Raw genomic sequence first — 21,726 nt, 5'->3', positions numbered from 1 at the left:
GCCGGTGGAGGCTGGGCGGAGGCTCAGCGGAATGCTCAGGGCGTGTTCGACGGCGTGCGCTGAGCCGGCCAGTTGGCGTAGGAGAGCAGCCACAACGAAATGATGTTCACGATCGGAATGAAGGCCAGTATCGTGAGCCACGGCGACAGACCGAGCCGTCCGAGAATGCGCCATACGGGCACACCGATGAGTACGATTCCGACGATCAGAGTGAGCAGATTGGTCATGAGATATCTCCCTGGAGGTCCCGCCCAAAGCGGGGCGTGCCGTCAAGTATAGAGAGGTCGCCGGCACGCCTCATGACGCTTCCCGGATTGTGTCCTATTCTGGAAACACTGCCGGGGCTGCCGGCGGCTGTGTGAGTCACCCTCGAGGGAGGAGATCATGGAACTGCATCTCAGCTCGCATCGCTATACGCACCGCTCGCCGGACTGGGCCGCTGCCGCTGTTGCCGGCTTTGTCGCCTGTGCCTTCTTCTCTGCCGTGGAAATGCTCATGGTGCTGCTCGTCTCGGGCCAAAGCCCGTGGGCGCCGCCCCGCATGGTCGCCGCCATCGTGCTCGGCCCGGGCATTCTGTCGCAACCGGCTACGTTCGACGTCTCGATCGTCGCTATGGCGCTCATGGTCCACGCGGCCATCGGTGTCGTGCTCGGCCTGGTGCTCGGTGCGATCATCGCGCCGTTCCGGCTGGATTCGGATGTCGTCACCGTGTCGATCGCGGGGGGCGTTTTCGGGCTGATCGTCTACGCCGTCAATTTCTATGTGATGACGCAGTGGTTCCCCTGGTTCATCGAGTCGCGCGGCTGGACGATGGTGGCCGGTCACGTGATCTTCGGCGCGTTCGCGGGCTATATGTACTGGGTGCTTCGCAAGATGGACGGCAGCCGGGCAATGTCCTAATCCGGAGGGCGTTGACGCGCTTTGGTGCAAGCGCCGTATTTTTCTGTTAATATTCGCCAACTGCATTTATTCACCCGCCAAATTCGGGTTTATTGAGTGCAGTCTCCCGTGGTATGAAATGCCTGGCAGGCACCGAACCCGCCCGGCGTCGGCTAGTGTGCGACACGAAAATCATTACAGATGTGTCGCCTCGCTTGTGCCGACGCATGCCACCTTGAACGCTTGACGTTCCTGCCGCCGTTAAGACAAGACGGCTGGCCATCGCTCCCCGAAACAGGAAGTTGTACAGAACGCCCGAATTGCGCTTCGCTTTGCGCAACGTTGGCGCGCACGTGGTCTTGCGCCGTGTGCCGCGTTCAGCAGCGACGTCTGTCGTATGTCAGTCATGCGAGTGTCGCGTTACTGTCATATTTGATAGCTACGCTGCGTGCACTTCACGGAAACATTTGTGCGAATTTGCACTCTCAGCACCGTAAGCCGATTCGAGAGGGATAGTTATTAGTCAAATTTTTTGCAGTAAAGAAGGATACAAAATGAAAACATCGCAATATCAAGAATTCCAGTACAGCGTCCGAGCCGTCGAACGAGACAACGCCCGGTGGGACGCGTTCTACGAGATTCATCGCCCGACGCATCAGGGTATGGAAAAAGTGGGTGCCTATCAGGTGCAGAGCGCCTACGGCTTCGCCACGCAGGGTAATGCCCTCGACGACGCCGAGCGCAACGCTCGTGCCGACATCGAGCAAGGCATCGTCTACTACCAGTAAGTCCGATTCTTCCCCCATTTCATGTGTGCGATGCCGGCATCGTCGCTTTGCGACGGTGCTATAGTCCCGCCTTTCGCATTGCAAGGCTGGAGAGTCGCTGATGGAATGGATGTGCAAGTCGTTCGACGAGTTGGGCAGCGCATTGCTCTACCGCATTCTGGCCGCGCGAAACGCCGTGTTTGTGGTCGAGCAGCAATGCCCCTATCAGGACATCGACGGACGCGATCTCCATAGCTTGCATCTCGTCGCGCAAGTGCACGACACGACGAATGCGTCGAGTGGGCCGCAGATCGCCGCTTATCTGCGATTGCTGCCGCCGGGGCTTGCCTATGACGAAGCATCGATCGGACGCGTGATCACGGCAGCCTCGCATCGCGGCACAGGCCTCGGGCGCGAGTTGCTGGCCCGCGCCGTCGCGATTGCCGACGTGCAGTGGCCAGGCGCCTCGTTGCGTATCGGTGCGCAGGCCCATCTGGAAGCGTTTTATGCCGGATTCGGCTTCGTCAAGGCGAGCGAGCCGTATGACGAAGACGGCATCATGCATATCGAAATGGTGCGCGCGCCGGCACCGCAGCCGTAATACCGTCGCAGTACCGAAGTGCAATATCGGCCGGGCCATCGCGCCCGGCACTACAATATCTCCCATCGAAGTTCACGCGTTTCCCGACACATGGCCTTGTATTCCATCACCGGCGCCCAATTGGCGTTCGGTCACCTGGCATTGCTCGACAATGCCGATTTTTCGCTCGAAGCCGGTGAGCGCGTTGGACTTATCGGGCGCAATGGCGCCGGCAAGTCGTCGCTGCTCAAGATCGTGGCGGGTCTGACGGTCCCTGACGACGGGCTCGTGGCCCGTCAGGCAGGGCTGCATACGGTCTACGTGCAGCAGGAGCCCGAATTCGACCCCGAACAGTCGGTGTTCGACGCCGTCGCGCTTGGCCTCGGTGAGGCGCACGTGCTGCTCTCCGACTACGATCGCACCGCCGAAGCGCTGGCTGTGGCCCCCGAAGGCGCCGAACACGATGCGTTGCTGGCACGTCTGAACACTTTGCAGTCGTCGCTCGATGCCGCCGATGCGTGGCAGCTCAAGACCCGCGTCGAGACGACCATCGCCCAGCTCGGACTCGACGGGCATGCGCGCGTCGGCGCACTCTCCGGCGGGATGCAAAAGCGTGTCTCGCTCGCACAGGCGTGGGTCGCCAAGCCCGATGTGTTGCTGCTCGACGAGCCGACCAACCACCTCGATTTCGACGCGATCCGCTGGCTCGAAGAGCTGCTCGTCGGCTATCGCGGCGCGCTGTTGTTCATCACCCACGATCGCAGCTTCCTCGACCGGGTGGCGACGCGCATCGTCGAACTCGACCGCGGCCGTCTGCTCTCGTACCCGGGCAATTTCACGCAATATCAGGAACGTAAAGCCGAACAGCTCGAGATCGAGCGCGTAGAGAACGCGAAGTTCGACAAGCTGCTCGCGCAGGAAGAGGTCTGGATTCGCAAGGGTGTCGAGGCGCGCCGTACGCGCAGTGTCTCGCGTATCGAGCGTCTGAAGACGATGCGCAACGAGCGTGCCGAGCGTCGCGAGCAGCAGGGCAACGTACGCATGGACGTGGCGCAGGCCGAAAAGTCCGGCAAGATCGTGGCAGAGCTCACCAACGTGACGAAGTCGTACGAAGGGCGCGTGATCGTGCGCGACTTCTCGGCGACGCTCATGCGTGGCGACAAGGTCGGCCTCGTCGGCCCGAACGGCGTCGGCAAGACGACGATGCTCAAGCTCATCCTCGGCGAGATCACCCCGGATAGTGGGCAGATTCGCGTCGGCACGAATCTTCAGGTGGCGTATTTCGATCAGATGCGCGCGCAGCTCGATCCCGAGCGTAGTCTGCTCGACACCATCAGCCCGGGCAGCGACTGGATCGAAATCAATGGCGCGCGCAAGCATGTCATGAGTTACCTCGGCGACTTTCTCTTCTCGCCGGAGCGTGCTCGCTCTCCGGTGAAGTCGCTCTCGGGCGGCGAACGAAATCGTCTGCTGCTCGCACGCCTGTTCGCGCGTCCGGCCAACGTGCTGGTGCTCGACGAGCCGACCAACGACCTCGATATCCCGACGCTCGAACTGCTCGAAGAATTGCTCGAAGACTTCAGCGGCACGGTGTTCCTCGTGAGCCACGACCGCACGTTCCTCGATAACGTCGTGACGTCGGTTATTGCGGCCGAGGGCGACGGCAACTGGCGCGAATACGTTGGCGGCTTCACCGACTGGCAGGTGCAGAGCGAGCGCTCCGCAGCCCTTGCAGCGCAACGCGCGCCAGTGGAAGACGCTGCGAAGGAAGCGGCGAGCACGTCCAAGCGCGGCGCGAACCGTACCGTCAAGCTCAGCTACAAGGAGCAGCGTGAGCTGGACGGGTTGCCGGAACGCATTGCGTCGCTCGAAAACGAGCAAAAAGACGCCGCAGCGAAGATCGAAGACGGTTCGATCTTTGTGAAAGATCCGGCAGCGGGGGCGGCGTTGTCCGAACGTTTCGACGCGATTGAACTGGAATTGCTCGAAGCGCTCGAACGCTGGGAAGTGCTCGAAGCCAAGCAGCGCGGCGAAGGCGCGTAAGGGGGCGCCGCGTCGCCGTCGTCGCCGTCAGCACTGGTGTCGAAATGCGCGGCCGGATGTCCGGCCGCATTTCGTTGGTTTCTTGGGATGTCATTCGAGTGCGTCGCGAGTGACAGTACAATAGGCCGCGATTCATCGGGCGCGACTTGCCTCCCGGACCACCTGTGCCGGCGCAGAGCGCACCCCGAGTGCCCATTATCTGGGCGCCGCAACACAAGTCGTTGATCCGGCGTCACTTTTGTCATGTGTTAATGGGTTTTCCCCGTGGTTGTCCACAGGAAATGTGGATAATCGCCGGGTGTCGTACCCCAATTCAGTCACGCTATGTCGAAAAAAAATACGCCTGCCCAATACAGCGAAGCGTCCATCAAGGTGCTCAAGGGCCTTGAACCGGTCAAGCAGCGCCCGGGCATGTACACTCGCACCGAAAATCCGCTGCACATCATTCAGGAAGTCATCGACAACGCTTCGGACGAAGCACTGGGCGGTTACGGCAAGCAGATTCTCGTCACGCTGAACAAGGACGGTTCGGTGAGTGTCGAGGATGACGGCCGTGGCATTCCCGTCGGTATTCACCCGGAAGAGGGCGTGCCTGTCGTCGAAATCGTGTTCACGCGTTTGCACGCGGGGGGCAAGTTCGACAAGGCCGCTGGCGGTGCCTATACGTTCTCTGGTGGCCTGCACGGCGTTGGCGTGTCGGTCACGAACGCACTGGCGACGCGACTGGCTGTAACGGTCTGGCGCGATGGCCAGGTCTCCGAGCTCGAATTTGCCGACGGGGGCAACGTCAACGTGGCGCTCCACTCGCGCGCGGCACAACGCGGCGAGAAGAAGAGCGGCACGCGCGTGACCGTCTGGCCGGACGGCAAGTATTTCGACAGCCCGGCGTTGCCGCTAGGCGAGCTGCAACGGTTGCTGCGCTCGAAGGCCGTGCTGCTGCCGGGCGTGCGCGTCACGCTGCGTCAGGAAAAGAATGGCGAAGAGCAGACGTGGTGCTACGAGCACGGCCTGCGCGGCTATCTCGTCGAATCGCTGGGTGGCGCCGAGCCGCTCATTCCGCTGTTCGAAGGTGAGCGTTTTGCCGACGGCAGCGAAGACAGCTTTGCCGAAGGCGAGGGCGCAGCGTGGGTCGTGGCGTGGACGGAGGACGGCGCGCAGGTGCGCGAGTCTTACGTCAACCTGATCCCGACGCCCGCGGGCGGCACTCACGAATCGGGGCTGCGCGAAGGTCTGTTTCAGGCCGTGCGCGGCTTCATCGAGCTGCACAATCTTCAGCCCAAGGGCGTAAAGCTGCTGCCCGAGGACGTCTTTTCGCGCGTGTCGTTCGTGCTCTCCGCAAAGGTGCTCGATCCGCAGTTTCAGGGCCAGATCAAGGAGCGTCTGAACAGCCGCGACGCCGTGCGTCTCGTGTCCTCGTTCACGCGTCCGGCGCTCGAACTGTGGCTCAATCATCACGTCGAGCATGGCAAGAAGCTGGCCGAGCTCGTGATTCGTCAGGCGCAGGCGCGTACGCGTGCTGGCCAGAAGATCGAAAAGAAGAAGAGCTCCGGCGTGGCCGTGCTGCCCGGTAAGCTGACCGATTGCGAGACGGAAGACATTACGCGTAACGAGCTGTTTCTGGTCGAGGGCGACTCGGCAGGCGGCTCGGCGAAGATGGGCCGCGACAAGGAGTTTCAGGCCATTCTGCCGTTGCGCGGCAAGGTGCTCAACACGTGGGAAACCGAGCGCGATCGCCTGTTTGCCAACAACGAAGTGCACGACATCGCGGTGGCCATTGGCGTCGATCCGCACGGCGCGAACGATACGCCCGATCTGTCGAATCTGCGCTACGGCAAGATCTGCATTCTCTCGGACGCCGACGTCGACGGCTCGCACATCCAGGTGCTGCTGCTCACGTTGTTCTTCCGCCATTTCCCGCAGTTGATCGCGACGGGGCACGTGTACGTGGCGCGCCCGCCGCTGTATCGGGTGGATGCGCCGGCGCGCGGCAAGAAGCCCGCCCAGAAGCTCTACGCACTGGACGAAGGCGAGCTGGAGGCTATTCTCGACAAGCTGCGCAAGGACGGTGTGCGTGAAGCCGCATGGTCCATCAGCCGCTTCAAGGGGCTGGGTGAAATGAGTGCCGAGCAGCTTTGGGAAACGACCATGAATCCCGACACGCGCCGATTGAGCCCGGTGGCGCTCGGCAATCTCGACTTCGATGCCACCGTGGCGCGTATGAACATGCTCATGGGCAAGGGCGAGGCGGCGCAGCGCCGTAGCTGGCTCGAGGCCAAGGGCAATGAAGTAGAAGCCGACATCTGAGCCGGGTCGTGCCGTGGGCGCGACCGGCCGGAGGTCGGTGTCGTGGAAGTTAGCACTCAGGCGGCGCTCACGCGGGGCAAACCAGCGTGAGCGCTCACATAGTGGGATAATCCATGCTTCACCCTACCGGGAGTCGCGTTATGTTGCGTTCTATGCGTTGCATTTTCGTGCCGCTGCTGCTTGCTGGCGCAAGCGCCACCGCTTTGGCACAGTCGGCCCAGCCGCGCGTCTTTTTCGTTGCGCCGACCGACGGCGCGACGGTTTCCAATCCGGTAGTGGTCAAGTTCGGCGTCGAGGGCATGGCGATCAAACCGGCGGGCGATATGACGCCCAACACCGGCCATCACCATCTCATCATCGACGGCGATCCGATTCCGGCAGGTCAGGTCGTTCCCACCGACGTCTCGCACCTGCATTTCGGCAAAGGCCAAACCGAGACGACCGTCAATCTGACGCCGGGCGATCACACGTTGACGATGCAGTTCGCCAACGGTGCGCACCAGTCGTACGGCCCGGCCATGAGCCAGACGATCAAGGTGCATGTCAAAGGTCAGCAATAACAAAGTTTCGATGGCGCTGCGCCTGCGCGCGCCGCGCCGAACTCTCTTCGCGAGGCAGTTCGCAGGCGCCGCGCTAGTAGCTACGCTACTTGCGGCGGCGCCACTCGCGCACGCCGAACTCTACGGTTACGTGGACGAAAACGGCGTCGCCCATCTCGCTGCCCGCCAGATCGATGCGCGTTATCGGCTTGTCGTAAGCAACGACAGCAACGTCGATCCGCGTATGCAGCAGCAGGCTGGCGTTGTCAGTGGCCCAGATCGCTCGCGTCTTTACGACGCCCTCGCACGTCATCCGCGTCTGAAAAAGCTCGCCCCCCTGATCGCACAGGCGGCGCAAAAGTATCACGTCGACGCCGCCTTGCTCAAGGCGGTCATCGCGGCCGAGTCGGGATTCGATAGCGATGCGGTGTCGCCCAAAGGCGCGGTGGGCCTGATGCAGGTGCTCCCGGCGACCGGCGAGCGTTACGGCGTGCGTGCCGATGCGCGCGCAACCGTTGCTGAGAAGCTCACCGATCCGCGTACCAATGTGCTGACGGGTGCCCGCTATCTGCGTGATTTGCAGGCGCGTTATCCCGACCGTCTCGAACTCGTGCTGGCGTCTTACAACGCAGGGGAGGGGGCGGTCGCGCGTCATGCCGATCAGATCCCGCCGTATGCGGAGACGCGGGACTACGTTGCCGCCGTACTTGAACTCTATCGACGCTTCAACCCCGACGCACCCGATGCAGCCCCTGGAAGCGACATCATCCGAGCCAGCGGTGATGGCGGGAAGGTCGGAAACGCCCGGATCAGCGGCTCGCGCAATGGCCGCATTCACGTCATTCTGGGTGCGCCGTCCGGCCTGCCCGTGGTGCCTGCTACCATGCCGAACGCGTCAGTGCGTGACTCGGCGCCTCCGGCACTGTCAGCGGCACCGTCGACAGACTGAGTCGACGGACGGCGTCACACGCCGGTTCTCGCAGCTCGGGTCTCGGTCGTCACGTTGAGCGCTGCCCCGGAAGTCTCTCGGAATCGTCCGAAACGTGAGCGGAATTCCCGCCATGCCGTGTGCTTCGGCTCCTAAATCACGCCTCGCTTTGCCATTCGGACGCGTTTTTGCCGAAATGTACCGGCGAGCTTGGTATGATCTCGCGGTCAACGTCCACCCGAACTCTCGTCAAACGTTCGCAGCAAACCCACAGGTTTTATGGAACAAGCAGAAGATCTCTTTACGCAACCGTCGGATGACGACACGCTAACGCTTGGCGCGTATGCCGAGCGCGCTTATTTGGACTACGCGATCAGCGTAGTTAAAGGCCGTGCACTACCGGACGTCTGCGACGGCCAGAAGCCGGTGCAGCGCCGCATTCTGTTCGCGATGAACGAAATGGGCCTCGCGGCCGACGCCAAGCCCGTGAAGTCGGCACGTGTGGTCGGCGACGTGCTCGGTAAATTTCACCCGCACGGCGACCAGTCGGCGTATGACGCGCTGGTGCGTCTCGCGCAGGACTTCTCGATGCGCTATCCGCTCATCGATGGCCAGGGCAACTTCGGCTCGCGCGATGGCGACGGTGCGGCGGCCATGCGATACACCGAAGCTCGCCTCACGCCGATTGCAAGGCTGCTGCTCGACGAAATCGACGCGGGCACTGTCGACTTCGTGCCGAACTACGACGGTTCCACCGAGGAGCCGCGGTTGTTGCCGGCGCGACTGCCGTTCGTGCTGCTCAACGGCGCGTCGGGCATTGCCGTGGGTCTCGCCACGGAAATCCCGTCGCACAATCTGCGCGAGGTCGCCACGGCGGCCGTGGCGCTGATCCGCAATCCGAAGCTCGACGACGCCGAACTGATGTCGTACGTGCAAGGTCCGGACTTCCCCGGCGGCGGTCAGTTGATTTCGAGTGCGGCGGAGATTCGCGCTGCCTACGAAAGCGGGCGCGGCAGCCTCAAGATGCGTGCACGCTGGAAGATCGAAGAAATGGCGCGGGGTCAGTGGCAGGCGGTGGTGTATGAATTGCCGCCGAATACGTCTGGCCAGAAGGTGCTCGAAGAAATCGAAGAGCTGACCAATCCGAAGGTCAAGCTCGGCAAGAAGTCGCTCACGCCCGAACAGCAGACCCTCAAACAGTCGATGCTCGCCATGCTCGACGCCGTGCGCGACGAGTCCGGCAAGGACGCACCGGTGCGACTGGTGTTCGAGCCGAAGTCGAGCCGCATCGACCAGCAGGAATTCATCACGATGCTGCTCGCGCACACGAGCCTGGAGTCGAGCGCGTCGGTCAATCTGGTGATGGTGGGCGCTGACGGCCGGCCGGGGCAGAAGTCGCTGCGCGACATCATCACCGAGTGGATCGGCTTCCGCTTCGAGACGGTCACGCGCCGCTCGCGTCACCGTCTGGGCAAGGTCGACGACCGCATTCATATTCTCGAAGGCCGGATGATCGTCTTCCTGAATATCGACGAGGTCATCCGCATCATCCGCGAATCGGACGAGCCGAAGGCCGCTCTGATGAGTGCGTTCAAGTTGAGCGAGCGTCAGGCGGAAGACATTCTGGAAATTCGCCTGCGTCAGTTGGCGCGTCTGGAAGCGATCAAGATCGAGCAGGAACTCACGTCGTTGCGCGACGAGAAGGCGAAGCTCGAAGATTTGCTCGCCAACGACAGCACGATGAAACGCCTGATCATCAAAGAAATCGAAACCGATGCGAAGCAATTCGGTGACGAGCGCCGTACGTTGATCCAGGAAGAGAAGCGCGCCGTGGCCGAAGCTCGCGTGGTCGATGAGCCGGTGACCGTCGTGGTATCCGCCAAGGGCTGGGTACGCGCGCTCAAGGGCCATGGTCTGGATGCACAGGGCTTTTCGTTCAAGCAGGGCGATTCGCTGTATGGCGCGTTCGAATGCCGTACCGTCGATCCGCTGATCGCCTGGGGCAGCAACGGGCGTGTTTATTCCGTGGCGGTGGCACAGTTGCCGGGTGGGCGCGGCGATGGTGTGCCGCTCACGTCCCTGATCGAACTCGAATCGGGTTCGCGTTTGCTGCATTACTACGCGGCGTCGGGCGAGCAGCCGCTGCTGCTGGCAACCTCCGCGGGCTTTGGCTTCACGACCAGACTGGGCGATATGGTCAGCCGCGTGAAGGCGGGCAAGTCGTTCATGACCATCGACGATGGCGCCGAGCCGTTGGCCCCCACGCCGATCTGGCAGGGCGCAAGTGCGGTGGCGTGTCTGTCGAGCGACGGTCGTCTGCTCGTGTTTGGCATGGACGAGATGAAGTCGCTTACGGGCGGTGGACGCGGTGTCACGCTCATCGGCCTGGAGGCCAAGCAGACGCTGGTGTCTGCGGTGCCGATCAGCGAAGCCGGTGTCACGGTGTACGGCGAAGTGCGGGGCGGTAAGGTGCAATCCGAGACGCTTTCGGGCAACTCGCTGACCCCCAACATCGGCAAGCGTGCTCGCAAGGGCCGTTCGCCGGCAGTCAAGTTCGCGACGTTCAAACCGCGTTCGCTCGAGCCGGTATTGCCGGCCGCGCCGAAGGCATCCTGACGGAGAGTCACCATGAGCGTTTATGCCTTCAGCCTGTTCCTGCATCTGGTGAGTGTGGCCGTCTGGATCGGGGGGATGTTCTTCGCGTTGGCGTGTCTGCGTCCCGCGTCGTCCGAGCTCTCGCCGCAACAACGCCTGCCGCTCTGGGAGGCGGCCCTCACGCGCTTCTTCACGTGGGTGGGCGTGGCCATCGTGTTGATCCTGCTCTCGGGGGGGCACATGATGATGGGCATGGGCGGTTTGCATGCCCGCTGGCCCGTGCATGCGATGGCGGGGATCGGCGTGCTGATGATGCTGGTCTTCGGCCACATCCGTTTTGCGCTGTTCCCGCGTCTGCAACGTGCGGTACAGGCCCAGTCTTGGCCGGACGGCGCCGCCGCGGTCAATGGCATCCGCCGGCTCGTGATTCTGAATCTGGTGCTGGGTGTTGTCGTGATTGGGTTGGCAGCGTCGCTGCGGAGCTGATCGCTTTTTGTCTCGGCATCCGCCGGTCGGTCACGGGTTGCCGGTGAATGGCAATGTGGGCAACCTGGCCACTGACGCCGGTCGCCGCGTTACTGCCGCAATCCGTCCCTGCACGGGATTCATGCGCCGGGCCGGCTCTCCTCGTGAAGCCGGCCGGCGACTTCGTGACACATGGCGACGAAGGCCTGCACCAACGGGCTGTTGTCGTCGCGACGCTTGCCGAGCATCAGGGGGGAGTGCGCATCGGGTTCGCTGAAGTCCATGAAGCGGGCGCCTTCGATCTGAATGCAGCGCACGGCGTCCGGCAGTACCGCTACCCCCAGCCCACTCGCTGCGAGCGCGACAATGGTCGTCGACTCGCGCGCTTCCTGAACGACGCGCGGCGTAAAACCGGCGCGCTCGCACATCCGGCGGATTTGCCCGTCGATGGCTGTCCCCACCCCGTGGGGATGCATGATAAACGCCTCGTTGGCCAGATCCGCCATCGACAGGCTCTTGTGCTGCGCCAGCGCATGTCCCTGATGCATTACGACGACCAGTGCCTCGTCGATCAATGTCTCGAAGCTGAGGCCGGCCACGGCAGGCGAATCGTCCGCCTGACGCAGCAAGCCGATGTCCAGCGTGCGTTCCACGAGCGCTTCGCGCTGACGCTCCGATGGCGCTTCGCTCAGCGTCAGCGTCACGCGTGGATACCGTTGGCGATAGCCGGTGAGCACGCGTTTCATCAGGTTCGTCATCGGCGCAGAGGTGGTGAACGCGATGCGCAACTCGCCAGCATCGAGCCCCGCAATCTGCTGCACTTCGAGACGAGCCGCCTCGGCATCCGCCAGGATTTGACGCGCCCGCACGAGAAACGCACGTCCGGCGGCGGTCAGGAAGACGCGTCGATGCGAGCGCTCGAAAAGTGGAACGCCCAGTTCCTCCTCCAGTGCACGGATCTGCATGGATAGCGGCGGCTGCCCGATATTGAGCTTCTCGGCGGCGCGGCTGAAATGCAGTTCTTCGGCCACGGTCACGAAGTAGCGGAGATGACGTAGTTCCATACCTCGATCCTTGATTGATCTGTTTTATATATAGAAATCTCGATTAAATATATATTGGACGCGAGATAACGGCAAATCTATCATTCGTTGTATACATTTCAACCTTGGTTCGTGCGAGGCGGGCCAGCGTCATGGCATCCACCAACTCCCTACCTCTTTCTTCCGGCGGTGCGCCCGCTGGCGGTGCGTGCGCGCCCAAGCTCCCGGTTGGCGTTGCACGCGGCACGCGTGAATACGCCGTCATCAGTCGAGCCCTCTTTTTCGGCGGTTTTTCGACGTTTGCGCAGCTCTACTGCATGCAGTCGCTGTTGCCGCTGCTCACCACCACCTTCGGTATCAGTCCGGCGCAGGCCAGTTGGTCGGTGTCGGCGGCCACGATGATGATGGCGCTCGGCTTGCTCGTGACCTGTGTCGCGGCAGACCGCGTGAGCCGCAAGCGAATGATGACGATTGCGCTGCTTAGCTCGTCGGTCCTCACACTCGCCAGCGCGTTCTCCACCAACTTCGAAACCATCGTTATTCTGGCGGCGCTCAAGGGGCTCGCGCTGTCGGGGCTGCCCGCAATCGCGATGGCGTATCTCAGCGAGGAAATCGATCAGCGCTCGCTCGGCATGTCGATGGGGTTGTATATCGGTGGGAACATCCTGGGCGGCATGGTAGGACGGGTGATGGCCGCGTTCGTTGCGGATATGTTCTCATGGCGCGTGTCGGTGGGTCTGATTGGGCTCGTCTGCCTTGCGATGGGACTCGAATTTGCCCGTAGCCTGCCGCATTCGCGCCGCTTCACCCCGCGTCAAATGACGGTGCGCGAAGCCCTTGGTCACGCGCGTCGACATCTGGGTGACCCGGCGCTGCTCGGTCTGTATTTGTTCGCCGGGCTGATGATGGGCAGTTTCGTGAGTGTCTACAACTATCTCGGCTTCCATCTGTCTGCGTCGCCGTTCCATCTACCGCATGCGGCCATTGGCGCGATCTTCACGATGTACCTGATCGGTGTGGCCGGCTCGTTCATCGCGGGGCCGCTGTCGGATCGCGTGGGACGTTCCCGCCTGCTCTGGGTACTCGTCGCACTGGCGATGGTGGGGCTTTTCACCATGCTGTCGTCGCAGGTGCTGGGGGTGGTGATCGGTCTGGCGATCTTTACGTTCGGCTTTTTCGGCGCGCATACCGTCGCCAGTAGTTGGGTGGGACGCCGTGCCACGGAAGGCCGGGCGATTGCCTCCGCGCTGTACCTATTCTTCTACTACGTCGGCTCCAGCCTGCTTGGCAGCTTTTCGGGCGTGATGCTCAAGTCGCACGGATGGCACGGGGTGGTCGCGCTGCTGTCGGTCGCGGTCGTGCTCTCGCTGGCCGTCGCGATTGCCATGCGTCGCGCTTACGGCACCCCCCAGCCGGTTTGAGCGCCGGGCGACGCTGTCGCGTTCAAGCCCGTATCCCAATAAAACAAGGGCCACTCGAGGGTGGCCCTTGTCGCATTCTTGCCGCATTCCGCGAACGACGATTTACGTCGAAACTGGCTTTACGTCGAGCCATCCGAACGTCAGTTACGCGGATAACGTAGTTGGTGCGTCGTTCGAACGTAGTTAATACGTAATTGATACGTAATTGATACGTAGCGAATACGTGCTGACTACGTACCCACTACGCGGTTAAGCGACTTCGGCGATCAGTTCGATCTCGACGCACGCACCCAGCGGGATCTGCGCAACGCCGAAGGCCGAACGGGCGTGCTTGCCCGCGTCGCCGAACACTTCCCCGAACAATGCCGACGCACCGTTCGTGACCAGATGCTGGTCGGTGAATTCCTGCGTCGAGTTCACGAGGCTCATCAGCTTCACGATACGCGTGACCTTGTTCAGGTCGCCCGTGTGTGCGTGCAGCGTGGCGATCAGTTCGATGGCCACGGCGCGTGCGGCGGCCTTGCCGTCTTCGACGCTCACGTCTTTGCCGAGCTTGCCGGTCCAGACCTTGCCGTCCTTCTTCGGCAGATGGCCGGACAGGAACACGGTGTTGCCGGTCTGTGCCGCCATTACGTAGGCGGCAGCGGGAGTGGCGGAGCTCGGCAGTTCGATACCCAGTTGCTTCAGTTTGTCGTAGACGGACATGTACGGCTTCCTTGCAGATGCGTTGAAATCGGCCCGAGCGATCGGACGGAAAGGTCGGTGAAACGCTGGGGCGACGGTCCGCACCGATCCGCGTCGATCCGTCGGCAACTGACCTGAATCGTCTTCAGGCCAGCCGTCGGAATGCCGGGATCAGGCGGCGCGGCGCGTGAGCGCGTCGGCGATCAATGCGCCAAGGCGCGCGACCCCCGCCTCGATCTTCTCGGGCGGCACGGTGACGAACGACAACCGAAGCGTGTTCGATTGCGGTGTGCCGGTATAGAACGGTGCACCGGGCACGAACGCCACGTTCTGCGCGATCGCTTTTTCCAGCAACTGCATGGTGTCGATGCCCGCGGGCAATGTCAACCAGATGAACATGCCGCCTGCCGGTGTCGTCCACGTGGCGTGCGCCGGCATGTGCTTGCTCAGCGAGGCGAGCATTGCCTGGGCCTGCGCGGCGTAGAGTGTGCGAATCGTCGGAATGTGCGTGTCGAGAAAGCCATCTTTCACGACTTCGTACGCAATGCGCTGCGTCACGCTCGGCGTGTGCAGATCGGCCGCCTGCTTGGCCTGCACGAGCTTGGCGATCACGGCTTGCGGGCCGATGATGAAGCCCAGTCGCAGCCCTGGCGCGAGCACTTTCGAGAATGAGCCCATGTGAAGCACGTGCTCGGGCGCGAGCGACATGAGGCTCGGCAGACGCTGGCCTTCGTAGTCGAGTTCCCCGTAAGGGTCGTCTTCGATGATCGCCAGGCCGTCGCGTTTGGCAACGGCGGCGAGCGCCTCACGTCGCGCCATCGGCAGGCGTCGCCCCGTCGGGTTCTGGAAGTTCGGCATGGCATACAGGAAGCGGGCCCCGGCTACCAGGTCCGGCGTGAGCGCGTCGGGGAGCAGGCCGTGGTCGTCGGTCGGCACCGGCACATACTTCGGCGCGAACAGCGAAAACGATTGCAGCGCACCCAGATAACTCGGGGCTTCGACAAGCACGCGGCTGCCTTCGTCGATGAATATCTTGCCGATCAGGTCGAGACCTTGTTGCGAGCCCGTGGTGATCAGCACGTTCTCGGAAACGAGGCTCAGGCCGTCGCGCGAGTAGCGCTTCGCGATCCACTCGCGCAGCGGGGCAAACCCTTCGGTCGCGCTGTATTGCAGCGCAGCTTGCGGTGATTCGGTGAGTACGCGCTCTGCGGCGGCACGCATTTGTTCTACGGGGAACGTAGCGGGCGAGGGCAGGCCGCCAGCGAACGAGATGACGTCGGGGCGCTCCGTGACCTTGAGAATTTCACGAATGGCCGAGCTGGTCAGATTGCGGGCGCGTTCGGAATATTGCCAATCATGCATGATGGTCTCGCTTTGAGAGTGCGGCCTTTCAGAGTGGCCGCGAGTATCGCGGCGTTGCGTGTGCCGAGCGCTTGGGGGCAGGCGCAACGCCAGGGGGCGGACACGCCACGACGCAGGGATCGCATGCGTCGTGAGGTGTCGTCAGATCGGTTTGCCCGTGAGTCGCGAAGCGCCGATCTTCATATTTTTGCCGAGTGCGATGGTCAGCACGACACCGGCGGCGAATAGCCAGGTTGCCGTATCGACCTGTTCCCCGAAAAAGAGGGCGGACAGTGCAATCGTGAAGAAAATCTGAAGCAATTGTACTTGGCCCACGCGTGCGATCCCGCCCATGGCGAGACCGGCGTACCACGCGAAAAAGCCAATGAACTGCGAGAAGAGGGTGACGTAGGCGAAAGCACCCCAAGCCTTGCCGCTCACGGGCCACGGCTGCTGCCACGCGAGCCAGCCCACGGGCACCAGCAGCACCGGTGCACACACCACGAGCGCCCAGCAGATGACCTGCCAGCCGCCCATTTCGCGGGCGAGCTTGCCGCCTTCGGCATAGCCGAGCGCGCCAATGACCACGGCGAGCAGCATCAGCCCGTCGGCGGCATGCAGCGCGCCGCCCCCGGCGCGCAGCGCGAAAGCGACGACCAGCGCGCTACCGAGCAGGGCGAAGACCCAGAAGCCGCGCGACGGACGCTCCCCGCCGAGCCAGTATGCGTAGATCGCGACGAAGAACGGCTGCAAGCCGTTGACGACCGCGCCGTGCGACGCCGGAATCGTCTTCATCGCCCATGCCGAGAACACCGGGAAAGCAACGATCACACCGAGCGACGTGATGGCGAGGCTCTTGAGTTGCGGCCACGTCGGCCACGGCTCCTTGCGCCACCAGAGCAAGGCCCCCGCGAAAATCGCGGCGACCAGTGCGCGTCCCAATCCATTGAGCAGCGGATTGACTTCTGCGACGACGATGCGCGTCATCGGCAACGTCAGACTGAAGATGAGCACGCCGATCAATCCGATCAGCATGCCCCGGGATTCGCGCGAATTCATGGTGTCGCCTCGTGGTTCTCTTTGGTTATCCGCCCGCCATGCTCTGTGCCGGGCGTGGGGGGCAACCCCGTCGGTCTAACGCAAGGTGCGGAGACCGTCAGGGGTTACGATTTCTGCGGCGAGCGACGGCTCGACCAACGTCGCTTCGACGTTGACGAGGGTATCCGCGCCAAGCCACTGCAATTGTTCTGCGATCGCCGTCGCTTGCGGATGGAAGCCACGCAACAAGGTGACGGCGCAATCGGCGGACGGCAGCGAATCGCTGGGGTGCTGCGACGAATCCCACTGGATCAACGTCGGCAACAGCCCTTGTCCGGCACCTTGCCATGACGGCAGGCTGCCGTCGTCAGGTACGCCGATCTGCCATGTCAGTGCGCCGCGCTGCATCGCCATCACCGGTGCAAGGCGTCGCGGATACTGTGCCTGCCAGCGCGGCAAGGACCGCGGACGATCGACGCGTGCGACCCAATGCGCGAGGTACGGCCCCCGGGCGAGGCGCGCCTGAACAGTGTCATCGTCGAGCCCGAACCAGCGCGGACGATCGGGCGCCGGGGCGTCCGGATCGATAGCGATGATCTCAAGGTACGTACCGCCCCACAGCCCCAGCAAACTGTTGTGCGTCCCCATCCGGGCGTGCTTCCCCCCGCGCTGTGGCACGACATCGGTCAGGCCGAGTTGCTCGATGACATGCGCTTCGCCCGCTTCCAGCGTTTGTGCAGCAACAACGAGGTGATCCAGTTTCAGGGCGTGAAGTGCGGTCATATTGAGTTCAGGCAGCAAAGGCGGGCGGCAAAACCGATAGCTTACTCCGCCTCCACGCTAGCGCCACGCGTCGGTGCCTTCGGCGGTCTATTCGCCTGCTGTCGGTCCGTCATCCGTCTGCTATCCGTTCGTGATGCGCCTGTTCGCCGGCTCAGCCGCGAAAGAGTCCCGTCCGGTTCGTCATGCGGGCAGCAAGATCACGCCACACCAGCCGCCAGGCGGGGCGTGTGGTGCGTGCGGTGCGGTTGCGGCCAGACGCAGAAAGCGTCTTCGCGGGTTGGCTCACACGCATACGCGCGCCATCCTGCCATGTGCCGAGCCATACGCGCTGACCGCCGCGAATCTCGAAACTCTCACCCGCGCGCAGCCAATGGTCGGTGGGTTCGCCCTCCACAGTCAGCCAAAGCAGGCCCTGCAAGACTTGCAACGACTGTGGCGACTCGGCAGCCGGGCTCTGCCAGAAGACGGTCTGTCCCCTGTCCAGTTCGAAGAGTCGGATTTCACGCATGACGGTCTCCAGTTGAGTAGACACTTTATCGGTTATCTCCGGTACAGTACCGGTACAAATATCGAGGGAGTTTTCGGTACAGTTCTGGATTGACAGGGAATTTGGCTGGCGTAGAGTGGCGACCCATGAGTAATACAGAGCAGACACTTTGGTCATGCTGTGCCAGTCAGCACAGCTAAGATGGACAAACGATGACGACACCCAACCGCATTTCTCCGTTGGTGCTGGCGGATAACGCCGCGCTGGACACGGCGCGCATGACGCTCGTCGATCAACTCGTGCACTGGGCGAGCCTGCGTATCGAGGAACGTGTATTCCTGCCGGGTATGCGTATGCCGTCGATCCGTTCGTTGGCGGAGGACAAACGCGTTTCGCGTTTCTCCGTGGTGGAAGCCTACGAACGGCTGGTCGCGCAGGGATATCTCGAAGCGCGCCGGGGTTCGGGGTTTTACGTGCGTGAGCGTCCGGTGATGCCGCCGCAGAACGCGGCCGCACCGATCGTCGCGCAAGGTCCTCTCGACGTGGCGTGGCTCGTTCGCAGCATGCTGCATTCGGTGGCGCCGGAGCGCGGTCCGGGCATGGGCTTTCTGCCGCAGGGCTGGCTCGACGCCGACATGATGACGTCGGCCATGCGCTCCATGAGCCGTCAATCCAGCTTGCATCTGCTCCAGAGCGGGAATCCGCACGGCTTTTTGCCGTTGCGCGTGCAGCTTCAGACGCAGCTCGCGGAACTTGAAATCGGTGCGCGTCCCGAGCAGATCGTGCTGACGTCGGGCATCACGCAGGCTGTGGACTTCTTGCTGCGTTTGTACGTAAGGGCGGGCGATACGGTGCTCGTCGGCGATCCGGCGTGGTTCGTGATGTTTGGACGCATTGCGTCGCAGGGCGCGCATACCGTTGGTGTGCCGTACACGCCGGATGGGCTCGACATGCAGGCCTTGGAGCGTCTGGTGCAGCAACACCGGCCCAAGCTGCTGATCCTTAATTCGATCCTTCAGAACCCGACCGGCACGTCGCTTACCCCGGCGCGTGCGTTCCAGATTCTGCGTCTGGCCGAGCAATACGATTTCATGGTGCTCGAAGACGACATCTACTGCGACCTGTGTCCGCCGCATCAGCAGGTGGCGCGTCTGGCGAGTCTCGATCAGCTCAAGCGCGTGATCTACATGGGCAGTTTTTCGAAGACGCTCGCCGCCAACTTGCGGGTCGCGTTCGTGGCCTGTTCGCCGGCGCTGGCGAAGACATTCGTCGACCACAAGATGCTGTCGGGCTCGACCACGCCGGAGATCAACGAGCGGATCGTCTACAAGGCGCTGACCGAGGGGCATTACCGGCGTCACGTAGAGCGGCTGCGTTCGCGTCTCGACGAGGTGCGCGACAGCACGCGGCGGCATCTGGAACGCATCGGCCTGCGCATGTTCGGCGATCCGACATCGGGCATGTTTTTCTGGGTCGATACGGGGGTCGACACGAGTGCGGTGGCCGCGGCCGGGCATGAGGCGGGTTTCTTGTTTGCGCCGGGGGCATTGTTCTCGCCGCGTCAGACGCCCAGCACCTGGATGCGCATGAACATCGCCTGCTCCAGCGATCCGTCCATGCTGCAGTTCCTCTCGCGGCAGCTCGAATTGGCTGCCTGAGCGCTTCTCGACGCAACGTCGCGCAATTTCCCATCAAAATAACCCTTCTGGTGGCCTTGAAATGCGGGCCGCCCGACCCTATGTTCGGACCTGTACCGCCGTTGCGGCAGCGCTCGCGCGAGTGCGCCGGGCGGCGGTCCGTGTCGATATTCCATTCATCTCACCGATTCACGAGGGTTCCCGACCATGGCGCAAGAAACCATGAGCTTTCAGGCAGAAGTCAAACAGCTTCTGCAACTGATGATTCATTCGCTGTACAGCAACAAGGAAATCTTCCTGCGCGAGCTGATCTCGAACGCCTCGGACGCCGCCGACAAGCTGCGCTTCGAAGCCATCAACGATGCCGCGCTGTACGAGCAGGATCCGGGACTCAAGATTCGCGTGTCGTTCGACAAGGACGCGCGCACCGTCACCATCGAAGACAACGGCATCGGCATGAGCCGCGATGAGGCCATCGAGCACCTCGGCACGATTGCCAAGTCCGGCACGAAGGAGTTCTTCTCGCGCCTGTCGGGCGACCAGCAGAAGGACGCCGCCCTCATCGGTCAGTTCGGCGTGGGCTTCTACTCGGGCTTCATCGTCGCGGATCGCATGACGGTCGAATCACGCCGTGCCGGACTGCCAGCCGCAGACGGCGTACGCTGGTCGTCCGCTGGCGAGGGTGATTTCTCGGTCGAGACCATCGAGCGTCCCCAGCGAGGCACCTCGATCACGCTGCATCTGCGCGAGGGCGAAGACGAGCTGCTGTCGTCGTGGCAACTGCAATCGATCATCCGCAAGTATTCGGATCACATCTCGCTGCCGATCGTGATGCGCGGCGAGACGTGGGACGAAGAAAAGAAGGCGATGGTGCCCGCCGAGACGGACGAGACCATCAATCAGGCAAGCGCCCTGTGGACCCGCAGCAAGAGCGAAATTACGGACGAGCAGTACACGCAGTTTTACCAGCACATTGCGCACGATATGCAGCCGCCGCTTGCGTGGACGCATAATCGCGTAGAGGGCCTCAGCGAATACACGCAACTGCTGTACGTGCCAGGTCATGCCTCGTACGACCTTTGGGATCGCAATTCGCAAGGTGGCCTGAAGTTGTACGTCAAGCGCGTGTTCATCATGGACGACGCAGAGCAGCTTCTCCCGAACTACCTGCGTTTTGTGCGTGGCGTGGTCGATTCCGCCGATCTGCCGCTGAACGTCTCGCGCGAAATTCTTCAGGAAAGCCGCGACGTGAAGGCCATTCGCGAAGGCTGTGCGAAGCGCGTGCTCGGTCTGCTCGAAGATCTGGCCGAGAACCAGCAAGACAAATACACGCAGTTCTGGGGTGCGTTCGGTCAGGTGCTAAAGGAAGGCACGGGCGAAGACCAGCCCAACCTCGAACGCATTGCCAAGCTGCTGCGTTTTTCGAGCACGCACAACGATTCGGCCGAGCAGAATGTGTCGCTGGCCGATTACGTCGGCCGCATGAAGGAAGGTCAGGAAAAGATTTATTACGTCACGGCCGAGAGTTGGGTGGCCGCAAGTCACAGCCCGCATCTTGAGGTATTCCGCAAGAAGGGGGTGGAAGTCCTGCTGCTGACCGATCGTGTCGACGAGTGGATGCTTTCATATGTACAGAATTTCGACGGCAAGGCGCTCGTGAGCGTGGCGCGTGGCGATCTGGATCTGGGGGCGCTCGAAGATGCGCACGAGAAGCAAGCGCAGGAGAAAACCAGCGACGACCTCAAGCCGCTCGTCGAGAAGATGAAGGAAGTCCTCGCGGACAAGGCCAAGGACGTGCGCGTGACGTTCCGTCTGACCGATTCGCCCTCGTGCCTGGTGTCGGACGAGAACGACATGAGCGGTACGCTCCAGCGTCTGATGAAGGCCGCCGGGCAGAAGATGCCCGAGTTCCGCCCGATCCTGGAAATCAACCCGGAGCATGCGCTGATCAAGCGTTTGAGTGCGGAGAGCGCGGATCTGTCCGATTGGACGCATCTGTTGTTCGATCAGGCCTTGCTGGCCGAGGGCGGTAGTCTCGAAGATCCGGCCGAGTTCGTGAAGCGTACCAACGCGTTGCTGCTCGCCGCACGCTGATTACGTTGTTTGTATGGGTTGCGCTGCATGCGTAGCTTGAGAGGCCCCCGTGACGATATGTCGCGGGGGCCCTTTTGCGTAGTGCGGACACGTCGCCC

The 21,726-nt window shown here is 62.5% G+C and carries 19 protein-coding genes; 12 read left to right on the top strand and 7 right to left on the bottom strand.

Annotated features, from left to right (window positions below; all coding sequences use genetic code 11):
* Positions 1-35: 35 nt before the first annotated feature.
* Complete coding sequence (locus tag ACIPHM_RS04915; RefSeq protein WP_400325071.1) at positions 36-227, bottom strand: hypothetical protein; 192 nt, start codon at positions 225-227, stop codon at positions 36-38.
* 157 nt (positions 228-384) lie between these two features.
* Here ACIPHM_RS04915 and ACIPHM_RS04910 point away from each other — a divergent pair, with 157 nt between their 5' ends.
* The 9 genes from ACIPHM_RS04910 to ACIPHM_RS04870 all read left to right on the top strand — a co-directional run bounded on the left by ACIPHM_RS04910 (position 385) and on the right by ACIPHM_RS04870 (position 11,121).
* Positions 385-900, top strand: coding sequence for a hypothetical protein (locus ACIPHM_RS04910; RefSeq protein ID WP_400325070.1), 516 nt, complete (start codon positions 385-387; stop codon positions 898-900).
* A gap of 533 nt (positions 901-1,433) precedes the next feature.
* Positions 1,434-1,667 carry a hypothetical protein gene (locus tag ACIPHM_RS04905; protein ID WP_400325069.1) on the top strand — a complete coding sequence of 78 codons (234 nt, stop codon included), beginning with the start codon at positions 1,434-1,436 and terminating at the stop codon, positions 1,665-1,667.
* A gap of 100 nt (positions 1,668-1,767) precedes the next feature.
* The gene (locus ACIPHM_RS04900; protein ID WP_400325067.1) at positions 1,768-2,247 is read left to right on the top strand and encodes a GNAT family N-acetyltransferase; all 480 of its coding nucleotides are present in this window, start codon (positions 1,768-1,770) and stop codon (positions 2,245-2,247) included.
* Between the two features lie 90 nt (positions 2,248-2,337).
* On the top strand, positions 2,338-4,269 hold the full coding sequence (locus ACIPHM_RS04895; RefSeq protein ID WP_400325066.1) for an ATP-binding cassette domain-containing protein: 1,932 nt from the start codon (positions 2,338-2,340) through the stop codon (positions 4,267-4,269).
* Between the two features lie 324 nt (positions 4,270-4,593).
* The gene (locus tag ACIPHM_RS04890) at positions 4,594-6,573 is read left to right on the top strand and encodes a DNA topoisomerase IV subunit B (protein ID WP_400325065.1); all 1,980 of its coding nucleotides are present in this window, start codon (positions 4,594-4,596) and stop codon (positions 6,571-6,573) included.
* A 140-nt stretch (positions 6,574-6,713) separates the two neighbouring features.
* Entirely contained in the window at positions 6,714-7,133 is a 420-nt protein-coding gene (locus tag ACIPHM_RS04885; RefSeq protein WP_400325063.1) for a DUF4399 domain-containing protein, read from the top strand.
* Positions 7,114-8,061 carry a lytic transglycosylase domain-containing protein gene (locus ACIPHM_RS04880; protein WP_400325061.1) on the top strand — a complete coding sequence of 316 codons (948 nt, stop codon included), beginning with the start codon at positions 7,114-7,116 and terminating at the stop codon, positions 8,059-8,061. The genes ACIPHM_RS04885 and ACIPHM_RS04880 overlap by 20 nt, the downstream gene beginning before the upstream one ends.
* Positions 8,062-8,319: 258 nt before the next feature.
* Positions 8,320-10,656 carry a DNA topoisomerase IV subunit A gene (gene parC / locus ACIPHM_RS04875; protein WP_400325059.1) on the top strand — a complete coding sequence of 779 codons (2,337 nt, stop codon included), beginning with the start codon at positions 8,320-8,322 and terminating at the stop codon, positions 10,654-10,656.
* 12 nt (positions 10,657-10,668) lie between these two features.
* The gene (locus ACIPHM_RS04870) at positions 10,669-11,121 is read left to right on the top strand and encodes a CopD family protein (RefSeq protein ID WP_400325057.1); all 453 of its coding nucleotides are present in this window, start codon (positions 10,669-10,671) and stop codon (positions 11,119-11,121) included.
* A gap of 119 nt (positions 11,122-11,240) precedes the next feature.
* On the opposite strand, the gene ACIPHM_RS04865 is transcribed toward ACIPHM_RS04870, so the two are convergent.
* Positions 11,241-12,164, bottom strand: coding sequence for a LysR substrate-binding domain-containing protein (locus ACIPHM_RS04865; RefSeq protein WP_400325056.1), 924 nt, complete (start codon positions 12,162-12,164; stop codon positions 11,241-11,243).
* Between the two features lie 131 nt (positions 12,165-12,295).
* On the opposite strand from ACIPHM_RS04865, the gene ACIPHM_RS04860 reads away from it, so the two are divergent.
* On the top strand, positions 12,296-13,564 hold the full coding sequence (locus ACIPHM_RS04860) for an MFS transporter (protein WP_400325054.1): 1,269 nt from the start codon (positions 12,296-12,298) through the stop codon (positions 13,562-13,564).
* 249 nt (positions 13,565-13,813) lie between these two features.
* Here ACIPHM_RS04860 and ACIPHM_RS04855 read toward each other — a convergent pair whose 3' ends face one another.
* From ACIPHM_RS04855 to ACIPHM_RS04835, 5 genes are all read right to left on the bottom strand, one after another.
* Positions 13,814-14,269 (bottom strand): RidA family protein, encoded by a 456-nt coding sequence (locus tag ACIPHM_RS04855; RefSeq protein WP_400325052.1) that lies wholly within the window; start codon positions 14,267-14,269, stop codon positions 13,814-13,816.
* Between the two features lie 150 nt (positions 14,270-14,419).
* Complete coding sequence (locus tag ACIPHM_RS04850; RefSeq protein WP_400325050.1) at positions 14,420-15,610, bottom strand: PLP-dependent aminotransferase family protein; 1,191 nt, start codon at positions 15,608-15,610, stop codon at positions 14,420-14,422.
* Positions 15,611-15,751: 141 nt separating this feature from the next.
* Positions 15,752-16,648 carry a DMT family transporter gene (locus ACIPHM_RS04845; RefSeq protein WP_400325048.1) on the bottom strand — a complete coding sequence of 299 codons (897 nt, stop codon included), beginning with the start codon at positions 16,646-16,648 and terminating at the stop codon, positions 15,752-15,754.
* A gap of 75 nt (positions 16,649-16,723) precedes the next feature.
* The gene (locus tag ACIPHM_RS04840; protein ID WP_400325046.1) at positions 16,724-17,410 is read right to left on the bottom strand and encodes a VOC family protein; all 687 of its coding nucleotides are present in this window, start codon (positions 17,408-17,410) and stop codon (positions 16,724-16,726) included.
* Positions 17,411-17,561: 151 nt separating this feature from the next.
* Positions 17,562-17,918: a DUF2917 domain-containing protein gene (locus tag ACIPHM_RS04835; RefSeq protein ID WP_400325044.1), complete on the bottom strand. Its 357-nt coding sequence runs from the start codon at positions 17,916-17,918 to the stop codon at positions 17,562-17,564.
* A gap of 191 nt (positions 17,919-18,109) precedes the next feature.
* On the opposite strand from ACIPHM_RS04835, the gene ACIPHM_RS04830 reads away from it, so the two are divergent.
* Both ACIPHM_RS04830 and htpG read left to right on the top strand, forming a co-directional pair.
* Entirely contained in the window at positions 18,110-19,555 is a 1,446-nt protein-coding gene (locus tag ACIPHM_RS04830) for a PLP-dependent aminotransferase family protein (protein ID WP_400325042.1), read from the top strand.
* A gap of 186 nt (positions 19,556-19,741) precedes the next feature.
* Complete coding sequence (htpG, locus tag ACIPHM_RS04825; protein ID WP_400325040.1) at positions 19,742-21,628, top strand: molecular chaperone HtpG; 1,887 nt, start codon at positions 19,742-19,744, stop codon at positions 21,626-21,628.
* The last annotated feature ends 98 nt before the right edge of the window (positions 21,629-21,726 follow it).

It is taken from the genome of Pandoraea sp. NPDC087047 (assembly GCF_044745225.1).
Classification (GTDB): domain Bacteria; phylum Pseudomonadota; class Gammaproteobacteria; order Burkholderiales; family Burkholderiaceae; genus Pandoraea.
Note: the sequence above shows the minus strand (reverse complement) of the source record. Positions and strands in the feature narration are given on the sequence as shown.